Consider the following 21,049-nt stretch of genomic DNA (forward strand, 5'->3'; position numbering starts at 1 on the left):
TAAAAAAGCAACGCCAAGTGCGGTTGGCGTTGCTCATTACGCACCTTTAGGTGCTGCTGGAATAATGGCCCTTATAGGGCCGTTCTGCAAACCCCACGTTCAACGTGGGGTTATGATTTGGGTTATGAGGTTTTGATACAGCTTAGTACATACCGCCCATGCCGCCCATATCGGGAGCAGGCGCAGCAGCGGGCTGCTCGGGCTCGTCAGCAACCAGGCTTTCGGTGGTCAGAACCATGGAGGCAACGCTGGCGGCGTTCTCCAGAGCGGAACGGGTCACCTTGGTGGGGTCCACGATGCCGGCCTCGATCATGTCGCAGTACTGCTCCTTCTGAGCGTCAAAGCCGTAGTTGGACTTGCCGGAGCTCAGGATCTTGTCGATGATGACGCTGCCCTCCAGACCGGCGTTCTGAGCGATCTGGCGCAGAGGAGCCTCCAGAGCCTTCAGAACGATGCGGGCGCCGGTGCGCTCGTCGCCTTCCAGCTCGTCGCATACCTTCTGCACAGCAGGGATGGCGTTGATGGCAGCAGTACCGCCGCCGGCCACGATGCCCTCTTCCACGGCAGCCTTGGTGGCGTTCAGAGCGTCCTCAATGCGCAGCTTCTTGTCCTTCATTTCCACTTCGGTGGCAGCGCCCACGCGGATCACGGCAACACCGCCGGCCAGCTTGGCCAGGCGCTCCTGCAGCTTCTCGCGGTCGAAATCGCTGGTGGAGCTTTCCATCTGGGCACGGATCTGGTTCACGCGCTCCTTGATCAGCTCCTTGGCGCCAGCGCCATCCACGATGGTGGTGGTCTCCTTGGTCACCTTGACCTGACGGGCACGGCCCAGCATGTCAACGGTGGTCTCCTTCAGATCGTAGCCCAGCTCCTCGCTGATGACCTGGCCGCCAGTCAGGATAGCGATATCCTGCAGCATTTCCTTGCGGCGGTCGCCGAAGCCGGGAGCCTTAACGGCCACGCAGGTGAAGGTGCCGCGCAGACGGTTCACGATCAGGGTGGACAGAGCCTCGCCCTCGATGTCCTCAGCGATGATGACCAGCTTCTTGCCGCTCTGCACGATCTGCTCCAGCAGAGGCAGCAGATCCTGGATCACGCTGATCTTCTTGTCGGTGATCAGGATGTAGGCATCGTCAATGATAGCCTCCATCTTCTCGGTATCGGTCACCATGTAGGGGGTGATGTAACCGCGGTCAAACTGCATGCCTTCCACGACCTCGGAGTAGGTCTCGGCGGTCTTGCTCTCCTCGATGGTGATCACGCCATCGGCGGTTACCTTCTCCATAGCCTCGGCGATCAGCTCACCCACGGTGGCGTCGTCGGCGGAAACAGTGGCAACACGGGCGATGTCCTTGGAGCCGTTTACCTTCTGGCTGTTGGCAGCAAAGGCAGATACAGCAGCCTTCACGGCCTTCTGCATGCCGCGCTTCACATCCATGGGATTGGCGCCGGCGGCAACGTTCTTCATGCCCTCGTGTACCAGAGCCTGGGCCAGAACAGTGGCGGTGGTGGTACCGTCGCCAGCGATGTCGTTGGTCTTGGTGGCCACTTCACGGACCAGCTGAGCGCCCATGTTCTCGAACACGTCCTTCAGCTCGATCTCCTTGGCGATGGTCACGCCGTCGTTGGTGATCACGGGGCTGCCGAACTTTTTGCCCAGCACCACGTTGCGGCCCTTGGGGCCCATGGTGATGCGAACGGTATCGGCCAGGGTATCAATACCAGCGGAAAGGGCCTTGCGGGCGGCCTCGCCATGCAGAATCTGTTTTGCCATAATGAATCTCTCCTTTTATTGCGGGATGCGCAGTGCGCATTCGATCAGTCGATGTTGAACAGGAACGGAGGTTACTCCTCCACGATGGCCAGAATGTCGCTCTGGCGCACGATGGTGCATTCCTCGCCGTCCACCTTTACCTCGGTGCCGGAGTACTTGCTGGTGAGGACCTTATCGCCCACCTTGACGATCATCTCCACTTCCTTGCCGTCTACCATGCCGCCGGGGCCAACTGCCAGCACCTCGGCCACCTGGGGCTTCTCCTTGGCGGAACCGGCCAGGATGATGCCGCTCTTGGTGGTTTCCTCAGCTTCAACGGTCTTGATCACAACGCGATCTGCAAGAGGCTTGATTTTCATGGAAGATATCCTCCTATTCAAAAATAAATTTAATGATAACAATTTGTTTAGCACTCATTCTCCCCGAGTGCTAATGTATATTTTAGTCGCTCTTCCCGGAAAAATCAAGTGGATAAATAAAAAAATTTTTGTGAACAAACCATGATTTTCCCTTGTGAAATTCCATTGTGCTATCCTGCACCTTTTTTCGATGTTATCTTTGTTCTTTTTTAGCAATACCGGCCTCCGCTTTGCTGACGCCCTCCATCCCCGCCGGCCGGCACAAAGAAAAGGCAGCAGGATGGAGCCGATCCATTCCCACTGCCCTTTTGTTTGATGTTACGAAAGCCTTTCAATGCAGGCGGTATCCCTGCGCAGCGCAGGAAGCTCCGCGCTCAGAACGGAACGCGGCAGCACAATCTGAGCAGCAGCAGGCAGCACACGTGCCCGCAGGCTGTTATAAGGGGCGCATTCCCCGTCCCGCGTTACCACGATGGGATTTCCATCCAGTGTGTCCAGCTGCAGGCGGCGCACCTTTCTGGCAATGATGATATCGCGGTAGGCGGGAGCCACCTGGCCGCCCTGCATGTGCAGGCCTTTTTGATAGTCACCGATCAGGCGGGCGATTTGCAGCCGGCTGATTTTTCGTACCAGGACCAGCTCCAGCAGGCCGTCGTTCATGCAGGCCTGGGGAGCGGCCAGAAAACCTCCGCCGTAGGTGGAACCGTTGCAGAGCGCCAGCATCAAAAAATCGCCGGTAATGACCTCGTCATCCGCACAGACCCGCAGCCGGTGACCCAACGGCCCGCTTACCGCCTGCAAAATGGAGAGCTTATAGGCCATGGACCCGCCGCACAGCGGAATCCGGCGGAACTTCGGAATGCCGTAGGCAACCTGGGCGTCCAAACCGGCGGAGCAGATCGCGGCTGCAAGACCCTGATCCGTCTCGATCAGATCCATGGGGACCGCATCGCCCTGAATCAGGTTTTCCAGATCCAGAAAGGGAGCGCTGCCCCCGAAATTACGCACAAAGTCGTTTCCGCTTCCGCAAGGCACACAGGCTGTCTGGGCGTTTTCGAAACCGTAAGCGCCTCGCAGCACCTCATTCAGAGTGCCGTCGCCTCCGCAGGCATACAGACGGACGGGCTCGCCCTGCTCTGCCTGCTGCCGCGCCAATTCCACTCCATGGCCGGGTCGTTCCGTCAGCAGGATTTCGTACTCTACCACCTGCCGGACCGCCGCCTGAATGATCTGGGGTACCAGCGAACCGCTGGCATCTGCCTTCCCTGAAACGGGATTTACAATAAAAACATGCCGCAACGGCCATGCCCTCCTGTCGGCGCTTCCGCGCACCATACTATGATGGACCTATTATACAAAATCCGGTCCGGTTCGCCAAGTCTTCCTTTTCATGAATAATCCCCGAATGCTTTGTTCATACTCACAACAGATACCGCGGCCTCCTTGCCGCAAGAAAGGCCGGATGCTATGCAGATCTTTACCGAAGTGGGAAAAATCACCATCACAAGTCTGGTTTCCATTGTGGTCCTGTTTGGTTTGTGCAAACTGGTGGGCCAACGCCAGATCAGCCAGATGAGCCTGTTCGATTACGTAACCAGCATCACCATCGGTTCCATTGCCGCTGAACTGGCTACCGACCTGGAGGCCTGGTGGCAGCCGCTGACCGCCACTGTTGTTTATGGAATCGCTGCACTGTGCATCGACTGGTTCACCTGCAAGTCCATTGCTCTGCGCCGCTTTTTCAATGGCCGTCCGGTGGTGCTGTATCAGAACGGAAGGCTTTATCCCGAAAATCTGCTGCGCGCCAGGCTGGATCTGAACGAGTTTTTGAGTCAGTGCCGTGTGGCCGGTTATTTTGATCTGAGCCAGCTGGAATCCGCTGTTCTGGAGACCAACGGACAAATCAGCTTTCTGCCCGCCGCTCAATTCCGCCCGGCCACACCGTCTGATCTTCAGCTTTCCCCTCAACCGGAAGGCCTTTGGTGCGCGCTGATTCTGGATGGCTCCCCTCTTGCGGATAATCTGGAGTCCATCGGGCACAATCCTGCCTGGCTGCAGGAGCAGCTGACGGCCCGGGGCTATAAAAGCCCGAAAGAGGTATTTCTGGCCATGTACGGCCCAGAGGGTCAACTAAAGCTTTACCCCAGGCAATGCCGCCCGGAACGAGATTGGTTTGAATAAGCGAAAAAGGGCGTGCAGCAAAAGCTGCACGCCCTTTTGTATTCCGTCAGTAACCGGGAACCAATTACTTGAAGTAACGGTTCAGCAGGCCCTGCATGCCGCGGCCGTGACGAGCCTCGTCCTTAGCCATCTCATGCACGGTGTCGTGGATAGCATCCAGGCCCAGCTCCTTAGCCTTCTTGGCCAGGTCCATCTTGCCGGAGCAAGCGCCGCACTCGGCGTCAACACGCATCTGCAGGTTCTTCTGGGTGCTGTCGGTCAGAACCTCGCCCAGCAGCTCGGCGAACTTGGCAGCATGCTCAGCCTCTTCGAAAGCGTAGCGCTTCCAGGCCTCGGCGATCTCGGGATAGCCCTCACGATCAGCAACGCGGCTCATAGCCAGGTACATGCCAACCTCGCTGCACTCACCGTTGAAGTTCATGCGCAGGCCCTCGATGATCTCCTCGGGAACGCCCTCCTTGGCGATGCCAACCACGTGCTCGGTCACGTAGGTGTTCTCGGTCTTCTCAACGAACTTATCCTTGGGGGCCTTGCAAACGGGGCAGAAATCGGGAGCAGCGCCCTCGGCGATGTAACCACATACGGTGCAAACAAACTTGGACATAGTATTCATCCTCCAATATTTTAAATTTCAGCTCAATGACTCGGAAGCGGCTCGTAAATAGGAACCGTTCTTTGTTATGGTTAAAGTATAGCATCAAAGTATAGTTTCGTCAAGCACTATTTTCAGATTATTTTAAAAAAATTACAATTTCTTTATATTGAAGCCCATTCGGCCCAGCGCAGGCAGCAGCGCGGACAGGCTGGAGCTGGTCACCAGGCCCATGGCGAGGCCGGAAACGATAAGCACCGGGGCGTAGGTCAGAGCCAGCGTGCTGCTGAGTACGATGCTGGCGCCGATGAGCTGCCCGATGTTATGGGCCAGCGCTCCGCAGACCGACAGAATAAAGTATGTGATGTGCTTGCCGAACAAACGGAACAGCACCCACATGACCAGCAGCGACAGCAGTCCCCCGCACAGCGACAGGAATCCAGCCACCACGCCGCGGGTAAGCATTACGAAAAAGGATTTGAGCAGCGCCAGGCTCAACGCCTGCTTTGCCCCCATAAAAAACAGCGCATACATGACCACGATGTTTGCCAGACCGATCTTTACGCCGGGCATGAGCCCCAGCATAGGCGCGATGGCAGATTCCGCAAAGGAAAGGGCCATCGCCAGAGCGAACAGAAGGCCCGACAGCGCGATCTGTCTTGTTTTGTTTTGCGAAGAACGCATGAATTCAAACTCCCCTTATAATATAGTGCCGATTTGAGGCGATAACAATCCAGTTTGATTGTAAAATGCCTGGCTGGTTCTGTCAAGCGCATCCCGAACCGGCCCCGGTGAATAAAGTGTAAATTTTCCGTCAATGCTACCGGTACAGCTTGCATTTCCACTTAATATAGTATAGAATCAATTACATAACTTTCCAGGAAAGGAAGAAGAATCAATGAAAAAACTTATCGCAATCGCTCTGTCTGCCGCCGTTCTTGCTCTTGGCCTGGTTGGCTGTGGCGGCAAGGAAAGCAGCAAAGCATATAATCTGAACGACATCGTTACCGCTGTGGAGAGCGCGAACCCCATTGCCAATCCCCGCGACGTGGACGACAACTTCATTACCCTGGACATGCTGCTCACCAAGGACAACATCGAAGAGTACGCCGGTAAGGTTTCCAACGACCAGGCCGACAGCGCTCTGATCGTTGCCGTTAAGGCTGTGGAAGGCAAGGGCGACGCGGTCAAGGCCGAAATGGAAACCTACAAGACCAGCATCTCCACCGGCGGCCTGTACTCGGAGTTTGCCGACAAGGAAGCTGCTGCCAAGGATGCCCGCATCGTACAGCAGGGCGACTACGTTGTGATGGTGGTTGCCAACACCAACGGTGCGGACTACAGTGCCATCGACACCGCTCTGGACGAAGCGCTGAAATAATCCCCCACCAAGACAATGCTTTTGGCCGGTATCACCAGACGGCGGTACCGGCCTTTTTTTTGTAAAGGAGTGTCGCAAGCTTGCTGTTCAGTACCATTCTGTTTTTGTTCCGCTTTTTGCCGATCACGCTGGCGCTGTATTACATTGCACCTTACAAGCTGAAAAACCTGGTTCTGTTCATCTGCAGCCTGGTGTTCTATTCCTGGGGTGAGGTACGCTTCTTCCCGGTGATGGTCGTGCTGATCCTCATCAACTATTTCTCCGGCCTTGCCATCGAACGGTTCGATCATTCGGACAAGATGCGCCGAGTCTTCCTGATCGTTTCCATTGTGGGCAGCCTGTCCATGCTGGTGTTCTTCAAGTACACCAACTTCATCATCAGCACCATCAATGCGGTCACCGGGCTTTCCATCGGTATGGTGGAAGCGGCTACTGTTCTGCCGCTGGGTATCAGCTTCTACACCTTCCAGACCATGAGCTACTCCATCGACGTATACCGCCGGGATGTGAAGGCTGAGCACAATATCATTGATTTCGGCGCGTATGTGGTTATGTTCCCCCAGCTGATTGCAGGTCCCATCGTGAAATACCGTGACGTGGCTGCTCAGTTGCATGTATACGAAAATCGTTACCGCCTGAAACAGATCGAAGAGGGCATCTGCCTGTTCGTATTTGGTCTGGCCAAAAAGGTCCTGATTGCGGACACCGTGAGCAAGCTGTGGTATGACATTATCGGCACCTACAACGACCAGCACGTTCTCACCTCGGCGGGCGTGGGACTGGCGAACGCCAGCACACCGCTGGTCTGGCTGGGTCTACTGGCCTATTCCCTGCAGCTGTATTTTGATTTCTCCGGTTACTCGCTGATGGGTATCGGTATGGGCAAGATGCTGGGCTTCGATTTCCCCATGAACTTCAATATGCCCTATATTGCCCGCAGCATCACCGATTTCTGGCGGCGCTGGCATATGACGCTGTCCGGTTGGTTCCGGGAATATGTGTACATCCCCCTGGGCGGCAATCGCCGGGGCCTGAAACGCCAGATCTTCAACATGTTCGTGGTCTGGACCTTGACCGGCATCTGGCACGGCGCCGACTGGAACTTCATCTTCTGGGGCATTTACTATTTCATCCTGCTGGCCATTGAGAAGATCTTCCTGCTCAAGAAGCTCCAGACCGCCCGTATTTGGCCCCACATCTACACCTTGCTGCTGGTGGCCGTGGGCTGGGCGCTGTTTGTGGGCAACGAAGACGGCGTGGGCCTGGCCCTGCTGATTCAGAAGCTGTTCATTCCCTCCGGCGGTGTTTCCTGCCTGTATTTCCTGCGCAATTATGGCGTACTGCTGGTGGTGGCGATCATTTGCTGCACCCCGGTGCCCCTGCGCATCTACGACTGGCTGAAAAAGCACACGGTGCTCAAGATCGTTGTGGTATTCGCCCTGCTGCTGATGTGCATCGCCTACATTGTGGCGTCCACCAACAGCCCGTTCCTGTATTTCCGTTTCTAAGGGAGGGGATCGCATGAAAGAAAAATTGAAAGAGCTGAAGCAGTATCCCCTGTTGGTGCTGTTTTTCCTGTTTATTTTCTGCTTTATGATTGCTGACGGGCTCTGGCCCAAGCGTGCGGAATCCGAGCTGGAGCGTCGGCCGCTTGCTCAATTCCCTGACTTCAGCTTCTCCAGCCTGGTGAAAAATGAATGGACCGCCAAATACGGTGAGTACACCAAGGATCAGGTGATCGTGCGCGACAGCTGGCTGAAGGCTCAGAGCCTGTGCGAAAGCCTGCTGTTCCAGAAGGAAGAGATCGGCGGCGCGATGATCGGCAAAAACGACGCGCTGTTTACCAAGATGTTCGCTCTGACCCCCACCGAAGAAAAGCTGCTGCAGAAGAACACCACGCTGGTACAGCAATTCATCGAAAAGTTCCCCGGTCAGGTTACCTTCCTGCTGGCCCCCTCCTCCAGTGTGATTAATGCGGAAGAGCTGCCCGCCAACACTCCCATGCTGGACGAGAACGCCCGTTTGGATGGGATTTTCTCCACCGTGAGCGAGGCTGACAGCCTGGATCTGCGGGATTCCTTCACCGCGGCCAAGGATGACGTTCAGCTGTATTACGACACCGACCATCACTGGACAAGCTACGGCGCATATCTGGCCTACCAGCAGTTCTGCCAGCTGCGCGGCCTGACTCCCATGGAGGTGACCGAGAGCAACTACACCATCGTGCCCGATTTCTACGGCACCACCTATTCCAAGGCGCTGTACTGGAAGAGCAAGCCGGATAGCATCGCGTATCTGGACCTGCCCAACGCCATGACCGTGTGGAACGTCTCCCCCACCTTTGAGCTGACCGAAAACTTCACCGCCACCATGTACGACAAGTCCAAGCTGGAGCAGGGCGACAAATACGCTATGTTCCTGTATGGCAACAACGGCTACTCCACCATTGAGGGCGATGGCGAGGGCAGTATCCTGGTGGTAAAGGACAGCTACGCCAACAGCTTTATCCCCTATCTGACCGCGAACTACGCCCGTATCGGAGTGATCGACCCCCGTGGCTTTGGCCTGAGCGTGGCGGACTTTGCCCAGCAGGAGGGCTACGACGAGGTACTGCTGCTGTTCAACTTCCAGTCCTTCAAGGAAAGCACCTTCCTGAGCTGCCTGAATATTCCCAATTGACAAAGCTGCATAGTATCGTAAACGGAGGGGCGTATTGCCCCTCCGTTTTTACGTAGTTTTTACATTGAACTTAATGAAAACATTGCCCAGATGTTTTATACTTAACATGAGCAACGATTTTGAGGAGGCCTTGAAAACCTATGATCTATATTCTGGAAGACGACAACAGCATTCGGGAGCTGGTTACCTATACCCTGAACCGTTCCGGCTATGAGGCCAAGGGCTTTGACCTGCCCTCGCTGTTCTGGGCCGAGATGGAAAAGCAGATGCCGGATCTTCTTTTGCTGGACATCATGCTGCCGGAAGAGGACGGCATCCATATTCTGAAGCGCCTGCGGGCAAATTCCGCCACCAGCCAGCTACCGGTGATCATGCTCACCGCCAAGGGCAGCGAGTATGACCGGGTGACCGGCCTGGACAGCGGTGCCGACGATTACATTCCGAAACCCTTCGGTATGATGGAACTGGTGGCCCGGGTAAATGCTCTGCTACGCCGCGCCAAGCCCCATACCACCCCTGACGAGTACCAGGTGGGTGAGATCGAGCTTTTCCCCGCCCGCCATCAGGTGCTGGTGAACAAGGAAGAGATCTCTCTGACCCACAAGGAGTTCGAGCTGCTCAGCGTTCTGATGCAGCAACCCGGCATCGTGTTCACCCGGGAAAAGCTGCTCAATCAGATCTGGGGCTACACCTTCGAGGCGGAAAGCCGCACGGTGGACGTACATATCCGGACGCTGCGCCAGAAGCTGGGCGAATGCGGCAGCTACATTGAGACCGTGCGCGGGACCGGCTACCGGATTCGGGAGAACGGCGTATGACAAAACGGATCTTCAGCGCCATTTTTACGGTTACTCTGTCCACCCTTCTGGTGGGAATGATTATCCTGATCGCCATTCTGATGCCCTATTTTGAGCAGCAGCTGGCCACCGAGCTTTCCACCGAACTGGGATATCTTTCCCGCGGGGTGTCCCAATACGGCGAGGACTTTCTTTCCACCATTGACCCGGGTAATAGCCGAATCACCCTGATCGATGCCGACGGCACGGTTTTGTACGACAGTTCACTGGATGCCTCCACGCTGGAAAACCACGCTGACCGCGAGGAAGTCAAGCAAGCGCTTGCCTCCGGCACCGGCGAAAGTGTGCGCTATTCCACCACCCTGCAGGAAAAGACTCTCTACCGGGCGCTTCTGCTGCCCAGCGGCGATGTGCTGCGCATCGCCTGTACCCACTATTCCAGCATGGGCATCTTCCTGCTTTTGATCCAGCCGATTCTTTTGATTCTCACCTTTGGCACGGTGCTTTCGGCTGTGATCTCCTACAAGGTTTCTCACCGGCTGACCCGGCCGCTGAATGAGATCGATCTGGAGCATCCACAGGTGCCCGAGGATTACGACGAGTTCACTCCCCTTCTGCGGCGGCTGAACCACCAAAACCGCCAGATCAAGGCTCAGCTGATGGAGCTGGGCGAGCAGCAGGAGCGTTTTGCCTCCATCACCGAAAATATGAAAGAGGGCTTTCTGGTGCTGGACCGTACCGGCACCGTACTTTCCCACAACACCAGCGCCGGACAGCTGCTCCATGCGGAAGCCCCTCTGATGGGCCGTGATATGACCCACAGCCCCATTGAGGAGCTGAACATCGCCATTTGGGACGCACTGGAGGGCCAGCACACCGAAACCCTGATTCCCTTGTTCGGCCGGATGTGCCAGCTGTTCGCCAACCCGGTCTACCAGCAGGATCAGCTCACCGGCACGGTAATCGTGCTTCTGGACGTGACCGAAAAGCAGGAGCGGGAAACGCTTCGCCGGGAGTTCAGCGCCAACGTTTCCCACGAGCTGAAAACTCCGCTGACCTCTATCTCCGGAATCGCGGAGATCATGAAGAGTGGCCTGGTGGACCCCAACGACGTACCCCATTTTGCCGGAAAGATCTATGATGAATCCCAGCGGCTGATCCATCTGGTGGGTGATATCATCAAGCTGTCGCAGCTGGATGAAAACTCCATCCCCTACACCGCTGCCCCGGTAGATCTGCTGGAACTGGCCCAGAACACCCGCATTCAGCTGGAAAATCCCGCCGCAAAGCAGCAGGTAACGCTGCAGGTAGAGGGCGAACCGGTGGTGATCGAGGGTGTGCTGCCGGTATTGGATGAGATGCTGTTCAACCTGTGTGACAACGCCATCAAATACAACAAGCCCGGCGGCCATGTATGGGTCAGCGTGAAACACACCCCGGACGGGCCCACCCTTACCGTAAAGGATGACGGCATCGGTATTCCCACGGAGGACCATGAGCGGGTATTCGAGCGATTCTACCGTGTGGACAAAAGCCACTCCAAGGCCATCGGCGGTACCGGTCTGGGCCTTTCCATCGTGAAACACAGCGCGGCCTATCACAACGCCCGCATCGAACTGGAAAGCGCCCCCGGCAAGGGTACCAGCATCCGGCTGATCTTCCCGCCCAACCGGGAAGTCCACAATCAGGAAGAGGACTGAGCCGGGTTTCTCATATGCGCCAACTAATTCGATAAAAAAGAACGCCCACGGCAGATATGCCGTGGGCGTTCTTTTTTTGCTTTTATGAAAATCGGGATACGAAATGGCGTCATTCCGCCTGTTCGTACTGCTCCTGCTCTTCCAGCAGCTTTTCCCACTCGTCGAACAGCTCCTGCTGATGGAACCGGCTGTCTTCCAGCTCGTCGCACTTGTCCCGCAGCAGCACATGGTCCCGCAGCACCTCCGGGCTGGCGATCTCGTTTTCCAGCTCCACGATGTGTGCGCCCAGAGTCTCGATCTCGTCCTCCACGGCTTTAATACGGGTGCGCAGCTCCGCTTTACGCCGACGCTGCTCCTTACCGTAGGCTGCTTTGCCTGCGGGGGCCTTCTCCTTTTCCTCCTTGGGAGCGGCAGCGGCCGGGTCTTCCCGGTGCATCATCCGCTCATAGCTGGGATAAAGGGTCGCGTTCCCATCCTCCACATACAGGATCGGGCATTCCAGACTGTTCATCAGATAGCGGTCATGGGTGATGAGCAGCAGGGTGCCCTCATAAGCCATCAGAGCCTGGGTCAGACTCTCACGGGTATAGATGTCCAGATGGTTGGTGGGCTCGTCCAGGAACAGCAGGTTAGGCCGTTCCAGAACAATCTCCGCAAAACGCAGCCGGGCAAGCTCGCCGCCGGACAGAGCGCTGCAGCTTTTGAACACCTCTTCACCACGGAACCCGAAACGGGCCAGGTGGTTGCGCACCTCCAGCTCGGTGAAACGGGGCCATTTATCCCAAATGGCGTCGATCACACGGCCACCCCGGCGCATCTGCTGCTGTTCAAAAATGCTGGCCTTTGCGCCCGCACCCAGACGTACCATACCGCCGGAGGGCTTACGCTTGCCATCCAGCACCTGCATCAGCGTGGATTTGCCCGCACCGTTGGGACCGGCAATTACCAGCCGTTCTCCGCGCAGCACCTGCAGGTCGAAGGGATGCAGCAGTACCCGCTCGCCGATTTTCACGCTCAGGTTCTTGATGGTGAGCAGCTCCTTGTAAGGAGTAACATCAAACTCAAATTTGAAGTTCAGCTGCTGGGGCCCGCTGCGTGGCTTTTCGGTAATTTCCATTTTCTCCAGCTGCTTGCGGCGGCTTTGAGCCATTTTGGTTGTGGAGGCACGCACCAGGTTACGGGCGATGTAATCCTCCAGCTTCTGGGCTTTGGCCACATCCGCGTCGTGCTGCTTCTGCTGCAGTGCCACCGCGGCTTCCTTCTGCGGCAGATAGGCGGAATAGTTGCCCTTATAGCTGGTGAGCTGATGATCCTCCACCTCCCAGATTCGGGTACAGACCGAGTCCAGGAAATAGCGGTCATGGCTGACCACCAGCACCGCACCGGAATAGCCTTTCAGATATTCCTCCAACCATTCCATGGTGGCAAAATCCAGGTGGTTGGTGGGCTCGTCCAGGATCAGAAGATCCGGCCCCTGCAGCAGAAGCTTCGCCAGACGCAACCGGGTGTGCTCACCGCCGGAAAGCACCGACACGCCCTTGGTGTAGGTTTCCGGACCGAAGGCCATGCCGCTGAGCACCTTCTTGATCTGGATGTCCATATGATATCCGTCCGCCGCGTCGATCACTGCCGAAAGCTCCGCATGCTTGGCCAGCAGCTGCTCGTCGCCGGGGTTCTTTTCCAGCTTGTTTTCCAGCACCTGCATCTGCTCCATGGCGCTGAGCACCGGCGCAAAGGCACTGCGCATCTCGCCGTACACATCCAGGGTGGGGTCCAGCTTGCTGTTTTGTTCCAGATAGCCCAGAGTCACTCCGCGGCTGATCTGATACTCGCCCTCATCGGGCAGATACTCGCCGCAAAGCAACTTGAGCAGAGTGGTTTTACCGGCACCGTTTTCGCCCACGATACCAATGCGCTCACCCTTTTCCACCGTGGCATTGATGTCGTGCAAAACCACGGTGTCGCCAAAGCTTTTTCCTAAGTTCTGTAATGATATGAGCATATGATTCCTTACTACTCTCGTTTATTCCTTCCGTTCCAGGCATTTTTCGGCCCAGGCCAACAGGTCCTGATAGACCTGTCGGCGATTTGTTTCGTTCAGCATCTCGTGACGGCCGCCCGGATACAGTGTAAGGCGAACATCCTTTACACCGGACTGACGCAGCATTTCCGCCACTTTTTTCACACCCCTGCCGTAATCGCCCACCGGGTCCATGTCGCCGGAGAAAAGCCAGACGGGCAGATCCCGGCGGATCTTCTGTGCCCATTGCAGGCTGCTCACCTGCTTCAGGGTAGAAAACAGCTCATGGAAGGCACTCACGGTAAACACAAAGGTACATTTGGGATCTGCGCTGTAGCGGTCCACGATCTGCTCGTCCCGGCTGATCCAGTCGTAGGGAGTACGGGGATTGGGAACCTTTTTCAGGTAGGTTCCGAAGGCTAATTTATTTACCATCTTGGATGTAAAGGAAGAACCCTTCACAGAGGAAATCCACCCGCTGAGACGGATTCCCACGTTCACCAGCGGGTTCGGCCCACCGGTGCCGCTGATGATCAGCGCGTCCATTCCGTCCGGGTATTCCGCAGCGAACCAGCGGGCAAAGAAGCTGCCCATGCTGTGCCCCAGAAGGATCAGCGGAAGGTCCGGATACCGTTTGCGGGCAAGCAGATTCATGGTGTGCAGGTCGCGCAGCACATAAAAGCGCCCATCCTTCTCGCCAAAGTATCCGTCGATGCCCTCTTCCCCACTGGTCTTTCCGTGGCCCAGGTGGTCGTTGCCGCATACCACAAAGCCATGCTGCGCCATAAACTCCGCAAACTCCCGGTAGCGCTCGATGTGCTCGCACATGCCGTGGCTGATCTGCAGGATTGCCTTGGGCGTGATGCCCGGCATGGTGTAGAAATATCCGGCGATGGCGTCCTTACCGTTGCTGGATTTAAAACTGATGCTTTCGGTTTTTAAGTCCGACATTTTGCAGCTCATCCTCCTCCATCACGATGGAATACAGTTCCTGCCAATTGTGAATGATATGGGTAGGCTTATTGCCCTCCTCCGGTTCGGGCTGTTGGTGAAAGTTACACCAGCAGGTGGCCAGCCCGGCGTTCTGGCCGCCCTTGATGTCGGCGCTGAGGCTGTCTCCTACCACCAGAACCCGGTCCCGGTGCTCAATGCCCAGAGTGCGAATGGCCTGCTCAAAGAAGCGGCGGTTGGGCTTTTCCACGCCCATCTTCTCGGAGACGAACACCTCATCCATATAGGGCTCCAGGCCGGAATCCCGCAGGCGGCTGACCTGTACCTTGGCCACGCCGTTGGAAGCGATCGCCAGGGTCGCCACCTCGGAAAGCTCCCGCACAGCCTCCAGCGCACCGGGAACCAGGTCCGGATGGCTGCCCAACCGGTCCAGGTAATAGGCGCTCATCTCTGCGGCAGAGCCTTTCCGCTCCAGCTTTTTCAAAAGGCGGGCGAATCGCTCCACCACCAGCTTGTCCCGCTTGATCTGGCCCTTCTCCAGCGCGGCCCAAAGCTCCTTGTTGATCTCCACATAGAGCATCTCGGTCTCGTGATCGCTGGGCAGTTCAAAATGCTCCAGCGTCTCCTGGATTGCCTTGTGCTCCGCTGCCTCAAAGTCCAGCAGCGTGCCGTCCATATCCAACAACAAACAATAATAATGTGCCATGGGTCGTTTTCTCCCTTTATAAAATTCGGTCTGCTGCCCTGCCGCGCGCGGCGGGCTGCCGATGTATCGTACCTTTTATTATCCCTTATTCTAACCGCTTCGTCAAGCAATACACATCAAAAGGGCAGAGCCTGGCTCTGCCCTTTTGATACATTCTGTTACAGCTGGACCACCGGGTAATCCTCTCCGTTTTCTTCTGTCACACACTCATCAACCGGAGGTTCCTCCACCGGCTGACAGGTACGGCAGTGTCTGCGGCAGCCACAGGTGGAGTCCTCCACCGGCTGACAGGTGCAGCAATCTTCGCGGCACCTGCAGGAAGGATTCTCCACCGGCTGACAGGTGCGGCAGGTTCTGCAACAACCGCAGGAGGGGGTTTCCTCGCTTCCCCAATCAAAATCGTAATCGTCCACGCTGCCGTCGGTCACGTTCTCGGCGCCGGTGTTCCAGGCGTCGATGATGCTAATGTCAAAACAACTGGCCATGCTACAAAGCACCTCCCCTTTTTTCGCCATTGTATGCGGCGGGGGCTTACTCTGTGCATGGAGGCAAGCGGGTCAGTAATCGAACTCGCCCTTCACAGTGCGCTGGAACAGGCGGGGCAGCGCACCCTTGGCACTGCAGCCCTCATACAGCATGCTGTAGATGGTCTGGCAGATGGGCAGGTCCACGCCGTGTTCCTCCCCCAATTTGACCAGCGCCTTTACCGTGGGCGCACCTTCGGCCAGATGATCAAAATGCTCCCCCTTCACAAAGCTTTCGCCAAACTGGCGGTTGTGACTGTGGGCAGAGAACAGGGTGGCCTCATAATCACCCAGATGGCACAGACCATAGGCCGACAGCTCATTTCCGCCCATGGCACGGATCAGCCGGGCGATCTCCCGTGCGCCGCGAGCCATGAGTGCGCCCTTCAGGCTGGAGTAGCCAATGCCGTCCAGCATACCTGCGGCGATGCCGATCACGTTTTTGGCCGCAGCGCCCACCTCAGTACCAATCAGATCCCGGCCCTTATACAGGCGGATCAGATCGCTGCTCAGATTTTCCACCACGTAGTCGGTGGTCTCCGGCTCGTCCGAATCCACCACCATGCAGTTGGGGATTCCGGCGGAGAAGTCCTGCACATGGCCGGGGCCTACCCAAACGGCCAGCCGCACCGGCTGGGTCACCTCTTCCCGGAACACCTGGGTCAAGCGCTTACCGCTTTCCACCTCGATGCCCTTCATGCAGAGGATAAAGGTTTTGCCGGCCACCGGCAGCGCCTGGATCTTCTTGGCAAGGTCTCGCAGCTGCTGCGCGCTGATGGAAATGATCACCGCCTCGGCGAATTCCAGCGCTCCGGCCAGATCTTCGGTGAGGCGCAGCTGCTCCGGCAGTTCGATATAGGAGTTTTTGCGCTCGGCCTTCAGCTGTGCCATTGCCCGGGAACCGGGGCGGCCCCAGAGCATCACCTCGTTGCGCGCGCTGTGGTAGCAGGCCAGGAAGGTGCCCCAACGGCCGCAGCCCAATACAGTCAGTTTCATAACAGAGCGTCCTTTCGTTTTGTTTTTCATAAAAATGACCCGCCCTGCCGGGCAGAGCGGGTCATTTGGTCGTATTTACCGGCGAATGTGCGCCGGAATGGGATTCAGTTTAGCCTTCGCCGCCCTCGGTGGGTTCAGAGGGGCTGACCGGTGCCTCAGTGGGTTCCGGAGTGGGCTCCGCTGTCGGCTGTGGAGTAGGCTCAGCAGTCGGCTCCGGGGTGGGCTTGGGCGTAGGCGTCGGAGTGGGCTTGGGCGTAGGTGCGGCGGTGGGCACCGGAGTGGGCTTGGGCGTGGGTGCGGCGGTGGGCGCCGGAGTGGGCGCGGCCTCTACCACCAGCTTGAAGGTGGCAGAAGAAAGCTTACCGTTCACATTGATGGACGCAGTGATGTCATAGGTGCCTGCCTTCCAGCTGCTCTGGCCGTAGCTGTAGCCAGTCTTGACCTTCTCACCGTTCACAGTCCACTGCACGTTGTCGTCGGTCACATTGCCGCCAACCGCATTGATATGCAGCGTGTAGCCCTCACCCTCCTTGATGGTGGCGGAGCTGCCCTCCTGGAAGGAGATGCTCAGCTTGGCGCTGAACATAGCGGTCACGTTCACATTCTGCTTGAAGTTCTTGTCGGTTCGGGTGGGGCTGGTGTTGCCGTCGCTCCATTTCACGAACTCGTAGCCGTCGGCGGCAACCGCCTTCACGGTAACGCTGTCGTTCTTGGTCAGATCTTCAAATTTCAGAGTGGTTTTGCCGGAAATATCCCCGCTAGTGAGGGTACCGCCAACGTTTTTGTCCACGTTGTACTGGGCGGTAAAGGTCTCATTCGGGTCCGGAGTTGCTGTTGCCTGATTGGAGTTGCCGGAGGTACCGCCGTTGCGTACCCGGGTGGGGATGTTGTCGGTATCCGGGCGGCGATCCTCGGTGCCGGTCCAGGCGTGGGTGCGGGCATAATCCATGATGCCGTTGAGGGCATCCTTCTTCAGATGGATATCGCCCTGCTGGTAGTAGCGGTCCTGACCGTAGCCATTCTCGCCCATCAGCAGCTCGGAGATGTTCAGGAACTTGTAACCGTTCTTCTGGCACATCTTCACCAGAGCCAGGTTGAACTCGTTGATGGTCTCCTGGCTCATGTTGGGATAGTTGCTGTGGTCCTCCGGAATGGGGGGAACAGCCGCCACGATCACATCGCAGTAGGGATAAGCCGTTACGATCTCGTTCAGTGCCGACTCATAGCTGCTGGCGAAGCTGTCCGCGCTCATGCTGCCGTCCGCATTGTTGGTGCCCATCATCACGATGATCCGGCGGGGCTTCATCTTGGCCAGCGCCTCGGGAATGGAATATGCGGTGCTGTCGTTCTTGAAATAGATGGACTTGTCGGTGGTGAGCTGCTGGATACCCAGGCCCTCCACGGCCATTACCTGATCCAGCGACAGCAGGCCGTTCTGATAATAACGGTAGGTGTTGGAATCGCCCACAAAGATCGTCTCATCAATGTAGGACTGACCCGCGTCGTCGGTCTCGCCCAAAACGGTGTCGCCGTAGGCGTTGGCATCGAAGCCGGAATCCAGCACAGCCTGAGAAGAGCTGGTGGAACCGCTGGAAGTGTCCTTCGATTTGTGGGAGGTGTTTACGATGATCACCACCGCCACAATGGTCACAATCAGCACCAGCGCACAAATGGCCAGCACCAGGGCTGCCTGCTTCTGCTTGGGGGTTAAGCTGAGATTAGAAGAATTTCTTCTTTTCTTAGCCATGAGTCTGCCTCCTTTTCGGTCATAAGGTCTTTTGATCAATCATTTAATATGTAATCGGCCAGCTGCTGGCAATCCTTCGCCATCAGCGCCGGCGCAAAGGGAGCAAGCTCCTGTTCGCTGCCGTAGCCGTACATCACTGCCGCTGCGGGAACGCCGCAGTCTGCGGCCCCCTTCATATCGTCGCTCCGGTCGCCCACCATCAGCACACGGGCACCCTCCAGCTCGGGCCGGGCGAGCACCAGACGCATCACTGCGGTTTTGGTGTCCACGCTTTTGTCCTCACTGGCGCCGCCGATAAAATCGAAGTAGTCCGCCAGGCCCTGCTCCTGCAGGATCGGCGTGACCACCACCGTGGGCTTGGAGGTGGCGGTATACAGCCGGATGCCGGCAGCCTTCAGCCGCTCCAGCATGGGGCGCACCCCTTCGAATACCTGGCAGTGGTGGCAGCCGTCCTCCGCATAGCGGGTGCGGTAGATATCCACCATCTTTTCCACCATGGCCTCGTCCGAGAAATGCTCGCCAAAGCTGCGCCGCAGCGGCGGGCCAAGATACCGGGTAAGGTCGATGCCGGCCGGGTCGATGCCTATCTGCCGGAAAGTATATTCCATTGTTGCCAGGATTCCCGGGCTGGAATGAATCAAAGTTCCGTCCACGTCGAACAATACTGCGTCATATCGTGCCACAACTGCACCATCCTTAAACACAATTTTATCTATTATACCACCAAAATACCGCCGCTACAATCCACCCGCCGTCTTTTTGCCGGTTTTGGGTTCTGCTTTGGCAAAAGCCGCGCATATATTGTGGCAAAACCTGCAAAAAGGAGCTCTCTATGGGGAATCTGATCACGGAATATTTTTCCGGCTGGCTGCGCTGGTGCAACGCCCTGCTGAGCCGGTTTGCCTGGGGCCCGGCCACCCTGTTTCTGCTGGCCTTATCCGGGCTTTTGTTCAGCTTCGGGACCGGATTTTTTCAGCTGCGCCGCATACGCCTGTGGTGGTGCAGCACTCTGGGCGCCTCGTTTCACAGCAAAAGCGGCCAGCCTCGGAAGGAAAAAGGCGGCATCACCGGGTTCCAGTCCGCCTGCACCGCATTGGCCGCCACGCTGGGCACCGGCAACATTGCCGGTGTGGCCACGGCCATTGCCGCCGGGGGTCCAGGCGCGGTGTTCTGGATGTGGATCTCGGCTTTTTTCGGCACCATGACCGGCTATGCAGAAAACCTGCTGGCCGGGCTTTACCGGGGCAAAAACGCCAAGGGCGAACCAATTGGCGGAGCGATGTTTTATATCGAACAGGGTCTTGGCTGCCGGTGGCTGGCGCTGCTGTTCTCCTTCTTCTGCATTTTAGGCTCTTTGGGTATGGGCGACATGGCCCAGGCAAATTCCATTGCCACCGGCCTGCAGGATGTCTTCGGCGTTCCCCCGCTGCTTACCGGTCTGGCCGTTGCGGGCGCAGTGGGCTTTGCGATGCTGGGCGGCATCCATCGTGTGGGGCGAATCACCGAGCGGCTGGTCCCCTTCATGGCGGTTGGGTACACTGCGGCGGCGGTATGCGTAATCCTGGCCAACTGGCATCGGGTTCCGGCGGTAGTGCACAGTATTTTGCAGCAGGCCTTTTGCGTTCAGGCAGGGCTCGGGGGACTGGCGGGCTACGGTATGAAGCAGGCGCTGCGCGTGGGCGTAGCCCGTGGAGTCAGCAGCAATGAAGCAGGGCTTGGTTCGTCTGTCATGGCCAACTCCGCCGCCGGAAGCCCACCGGTGGTCCAGGGCATGTGGGGAATCTTCGAAGTGGCGGTGGACACTTTGTTCATGTGTACCCTCACCGCACTTGCCATCCTCTGTTCCGGCGTATACGATCCCGCTCGTTATTCCGCCGCGCTCGGGACCGAAGCCTTTTCTTCCCTGCCCAACGGAGCCGCGCTCACCGCCGACGCCTTCCGCTCGGTCTTCGGCCCGGGCGGCGGGGTACTGATCGCGGTCAGCCTGATGCTGTTTGCCTTCTCCACCCTGCTGGGCTGGAGCTATTACGGCGAACGGGCGGTGGAATATCTGTTCGGCCCGGGAGCGCTCGTGCCCTATAAGCTGTTGTATCTGGCGTGCATCGTGATCGGCTGTGTGAGCCGGTTGGATCTCGTATGGCAGATCAGCGACACCTTCAATGGGCTGATGGTACCTCCGAACCTGCTGGCGGTTCTTTGGCTTTCGCCCCAGGTCTTCCGGGAAACGAGGCGATTTTTTCGGGTGAAGGAAAAACGCCGCTGTACGGAGAAGACTTCTGTGTGATAAAATAAAGGAAAACAAACAAAAGGAGCGACCTGTTATGCCGCAGATCACTGTAAAAGGATTCACCGACCAGCAAATGAAGACCGTTACCCCTGCTCTGAGCCAAAAGCTCTCCGCGGCCATCGGATGCCCGGAGGATTGGCTGATTTTCGAGCTCGTTCCCACCACCTTCTATGCAGGCGGCCAGCAGACTGCCGGGTTCCCCATCATCGAGGTTTCCTGGTTTGATCGGGCCGACGAGGTACGGGAAGAGGTTGCCGCCATTCTGCGAGACACCGCCTTTGAACTGGGCTACACGTTGGTGCAGGTGATCTTCACCACTCTGCAGCCGGACCGCTTTTACGAATTTGAGGTCTGA

Annotated in this window: 20 protein-coding genes; 8 read left to right on the top strand and 12 right to left on the bottom strand. The window is 57.3% G+C overall.

What is annotated here, in order from left to right:
• Positions 1 to 142 precede the first annotated feature (142 nt).
• The 3 genes from groL to B5G03_RS14410 all read right to left on the bottom strand — a co-directional run bounded on the left by groL (position 143) and on the right by B5G03_RS14410 (position 3,432).
• The gene (groL, locus tag B5G03_RS14400) at positions 143 to 1,774 is read right to left on the bottom strand and encodes a chaperonin GroEL (RefSeq protein ID WP_087182379.1); all 1,632 of its coding nucleotides are present in this window, start codon (positions 1,772 to 1,774) and stop codon (positions 143 to 145) included.
• A gap of 71 nt (positions 1,775 to 1,845) precedes the next feature.
• The gene (locus B5G03_RS14405) at positions 1,846 to 2,133 is read right to left on the bottom strand and encodes a co-chaperone GroES (RefSeq protein WP_058963032.1); all 288 of its coding nucleotides are present in this window, start codon (positions 2,131 to 2,133) and stop codon (positions 1,846 to 1,848) included.
• A gap of 318 nt (positions 2,134 to 2,451) precedes the next feature.
• On the bottom strand, positions 2,452 to 3,432 hold the full coding sequence (locus B5G03_RS14410) for a diacylglycerol/lipid kinase family protein (protein WP_087182380.1): 981 nt from the start codon (positions 3,430 to 3,432) through the stop codon (positions 2,452 to 2,454).
• 168 nt (positions 3,433 to 3,600) lie between these two features.
• Here B5G03_RS14410 and B5G03_RS14415 point away from each other — a divergent pair, with 168 nt between their 5' ends.
• Positions 3,601 to 4,314 (top strand): DUF421 domain-containing protein, encoded by a 714-nt coding sequence (locus tag B5G03_RS14415; RefSeq protein ID WP_087182381.1) that lies wholly within the window; start codon positions 3,601 to 3,603, stop codon positions 4,312 to 4,314.
• A gap of 64 nt (positions 4,315 to 4,378) precedes the next feature.
• Here the strand turns inward: B5G03_RS14415 and B5G03_RS14420 are convergent, their stop codons facing one another.
• Together B5G03_RS14420 and B5G03_RS14425 are read right to left on the bottom strand one after the other, a co-directional pair.
• Positions 4,379 to 4,918: an NADH peroxidase gene (locus B5G03_RS14420; protein WP_058963037.1), complete on the bottom strand. Its 540-nt coding sequence runs from the start codon at positions 4,916 to 4,918 to the stop codon at positions 4,379 to 4,381.
• Between the two features lie 141 nt (positions 4,919 to 5,059).
• On the bottom strand, positions 5,060 to 5,590 hold the full coding sequence (locus tag B5G03_RS14425; RefSeq protein ID WP_087182382.1) for a Gx transporter family protein: 531 nt from the start codon (positions 5,588 to 5,590) through the stop codon (positions 5,060 to 5,062).
• A gap of 214 nt (positions 5,591 to 5,804) precedes the next feature.
• Here B5G03_RS14425 and B5G03_RS14430 point away from each other — a divergent pair, with 214 nt between their 5' ends.
• From B5G03_RS14430 to B5G03_RS14450, 5 genes are all read left to right on the top strand, one after another.
• Complete coding sequence (locus B5G03_RS14430) at positions 5,805 to 6,287, top strand: DUF4358 domain-containing protein (RefSeq protein WP_087182383.1); 483 nt, start codon at positions 5,805 to 5,807, stop codon at positions 6,285 to 6,287.
• 80 nt (positions 6,288 to 6,367) lie between these two features.
• A complete protein-coding gene (locus tag B5G03_RS14435; protein ID WP_087182384.1) occupies positions 6,368 to 7,795 on the top strand; it encodes an MBOAT family O-acyltransferase in 1,428 nt (475 codons plus the stop codon).
• A gap of 13 nt (positions 7,796 to 7,808) precedes the next feature.
• On the top strand, positions 7,809 to 8,966 hold the full coding sequence (locus tag B5G03_RS14440; protein WP_087182385.1) for a DHHW family protein: 1,158 nt from the start codon (positions 7,809 to 7,811) through the stop codon (positions 8,964 to 8,966).
• Positions 8,967 to 9,106: 140 nt separating this feature from the next.
• A complete protein-coding gene (locus B5G03_RS14445; RefSeq protein WP_087182386.1) occupies positions 9,107 to 9,784 on the top strand; it encodes a winged helix-turn-helix domain-containing protein in 678 nt (225 codons plus the stop codon).
• Positions 9,781 to 11,463, top strand: a complete 1,683-nt coding sequence (locus B5G03_RS14450) for an ATP-binding protein (RefSeq protein ID WP_087182387.1) — start codon at positions 9,781 to 9,783, stop codon at positions 11,461 to 11,463. Before B5G03_RS14445 ends, B5G03_RS14450 begins: the two co-directional genes overlap by 4 nt.
• 109 nt (positions 11,464 to 11,572) lie before the next feature.
• Here B5G03_RS14450 and B5G03_RS14455 read toward each other — a convergent pair whose 3' ends face one another.
• From B5G03_RS14455 to B5G03_RS14485, 7 genes are all read right to left on the bottom strand, one after another.
• Positions 11,573 to 13,465 (bottom strand): ABC-F family ATP-binding cassette domain-containing protein, encoded by a 1,893-nt coding sequence (locus B5G03_RS14455; protein WP_087182388.1) that lies wholly within the window; start codon positions 13,463 to 13,465, stop codon positions 11,573 to 11,575.
• A 21-nt stretch (positions 13,466 to 13,486) separates the two neighbouring features.
• Positions 13,487 to 14,434 carry an alpha/beta hydrolase gene (locus B5G03_RS14460; RefSeq protein ID WP_162613427.1) on the bottom strand — a complete coding sequence of 316 codons (948 nt, stop codon included), beginning with the start codon at positions 14,432 to 14,434 and terminating at the stop codon, positions 13,487 to 13,489.
• Positions 14,400 to 15,140, bottom strand: coding sequence for a YjjG family noncanonical pyrimidine nucleotidase (locus B5G03_RS14465; protein ID WP_087182390.1), 741 nt, complete (start codon positions 15,138 to 15,140; stop codon positions 14,400 to 14,402). Before B5G03_RS14465 ends, B5G03_RS14460 begins: the two co-directional genes overlap by 35 nt.
• Before the next feature lie 158 nt (positions 15,141 to 15,298).
• Positions 15,299 to 15,625, bottom strand: coding sequence for a hypothetical protein (locus B5G03_RS14470; RefSeq protein WP_087182391.1), 327 nt, complete (start codon positions 15,623 to 15,625; stop codon positions 15,299 to 15,301).
• A 72-nt stretch (positions 15,626 to 15,697) separates the two neighbouring features.
• On the bottom strand, positions 15,698 to 16,660 hold the full coding sequence (locus B5G03_RS14475; RefSeq protein ID WP_087182392.1) for an NAD(P)H-dependent glycerol-3-phosphate dehydrogenase: 963 nt from the start codon (positions 16,658 to 16,660) through the stop codon (positions 15,698 to 15,700).
• Positions 16,661 to 16,769: 109 nt separating this feature from the next.
• Complete coding sequence (locus B5G03_RS14480) at positions 16,770 to 18,407, bottom strand: GDSL-type esterase/lipase family protein (RefSeq protein ID WP_087182393.1); 1,638 nt, start codon at positions 18,405 to 18,407, stop codon at positions 16,770 to 16,772.
• A gap of 35 nt (positions 18,408 to 18,442) precedes the next feature.
• On the bottom strand, positions 18,443 to 19,090 hold the full coding sequence (locus B5G03_RS14485) for an HAD-IA family hydrolase (RefSeq protein ID WP_242962476.1): 648 nt from the start codon (positions 19,088 to 19,090) through the stop codon (positions 18,443 to 18,445).
• A 149-nt stretch (positions 19,091 to 19,239) separates the two neighbouring features.
• On the opposite strand from B5G03_RS14485, the gene B5G03_RS14490 reads away from it, so the two are divergent.
• Together B5G03_RS14490 and B5G03_RS14495 are read left to right on the top strand one after the other, a co-directional pair.
• Positions 19,240 to 20,691, top strand: a complete 1,452-nt coding sequence (locus B5G03_RS14490) for an alanine/glycine:cation symporter family protein (RefSeq protein ID WP_087182395.1) — start codon at positions 19,240 to 19,242, stop codon at positions 20,689 to 20,691.
• A gap of 37 nt (positions 20,692 to 20,728) precedes the next feature.
• Entirely contained in the window at positions 20,729 to 21,049 is a 321-nt protein-coding gene (locus B5G03_RS14495) for a DUF1904 family protein (RefSeq protein ID WP_087182396.1), read from the top strand.

This window comes from Gemmiger sp. An50, assembly GCF_002161595.1.
GTDB lineage: Bacteria > Bacillota > Clostridia > Oscillospirales > Ruminococcaceae > Allofournierella.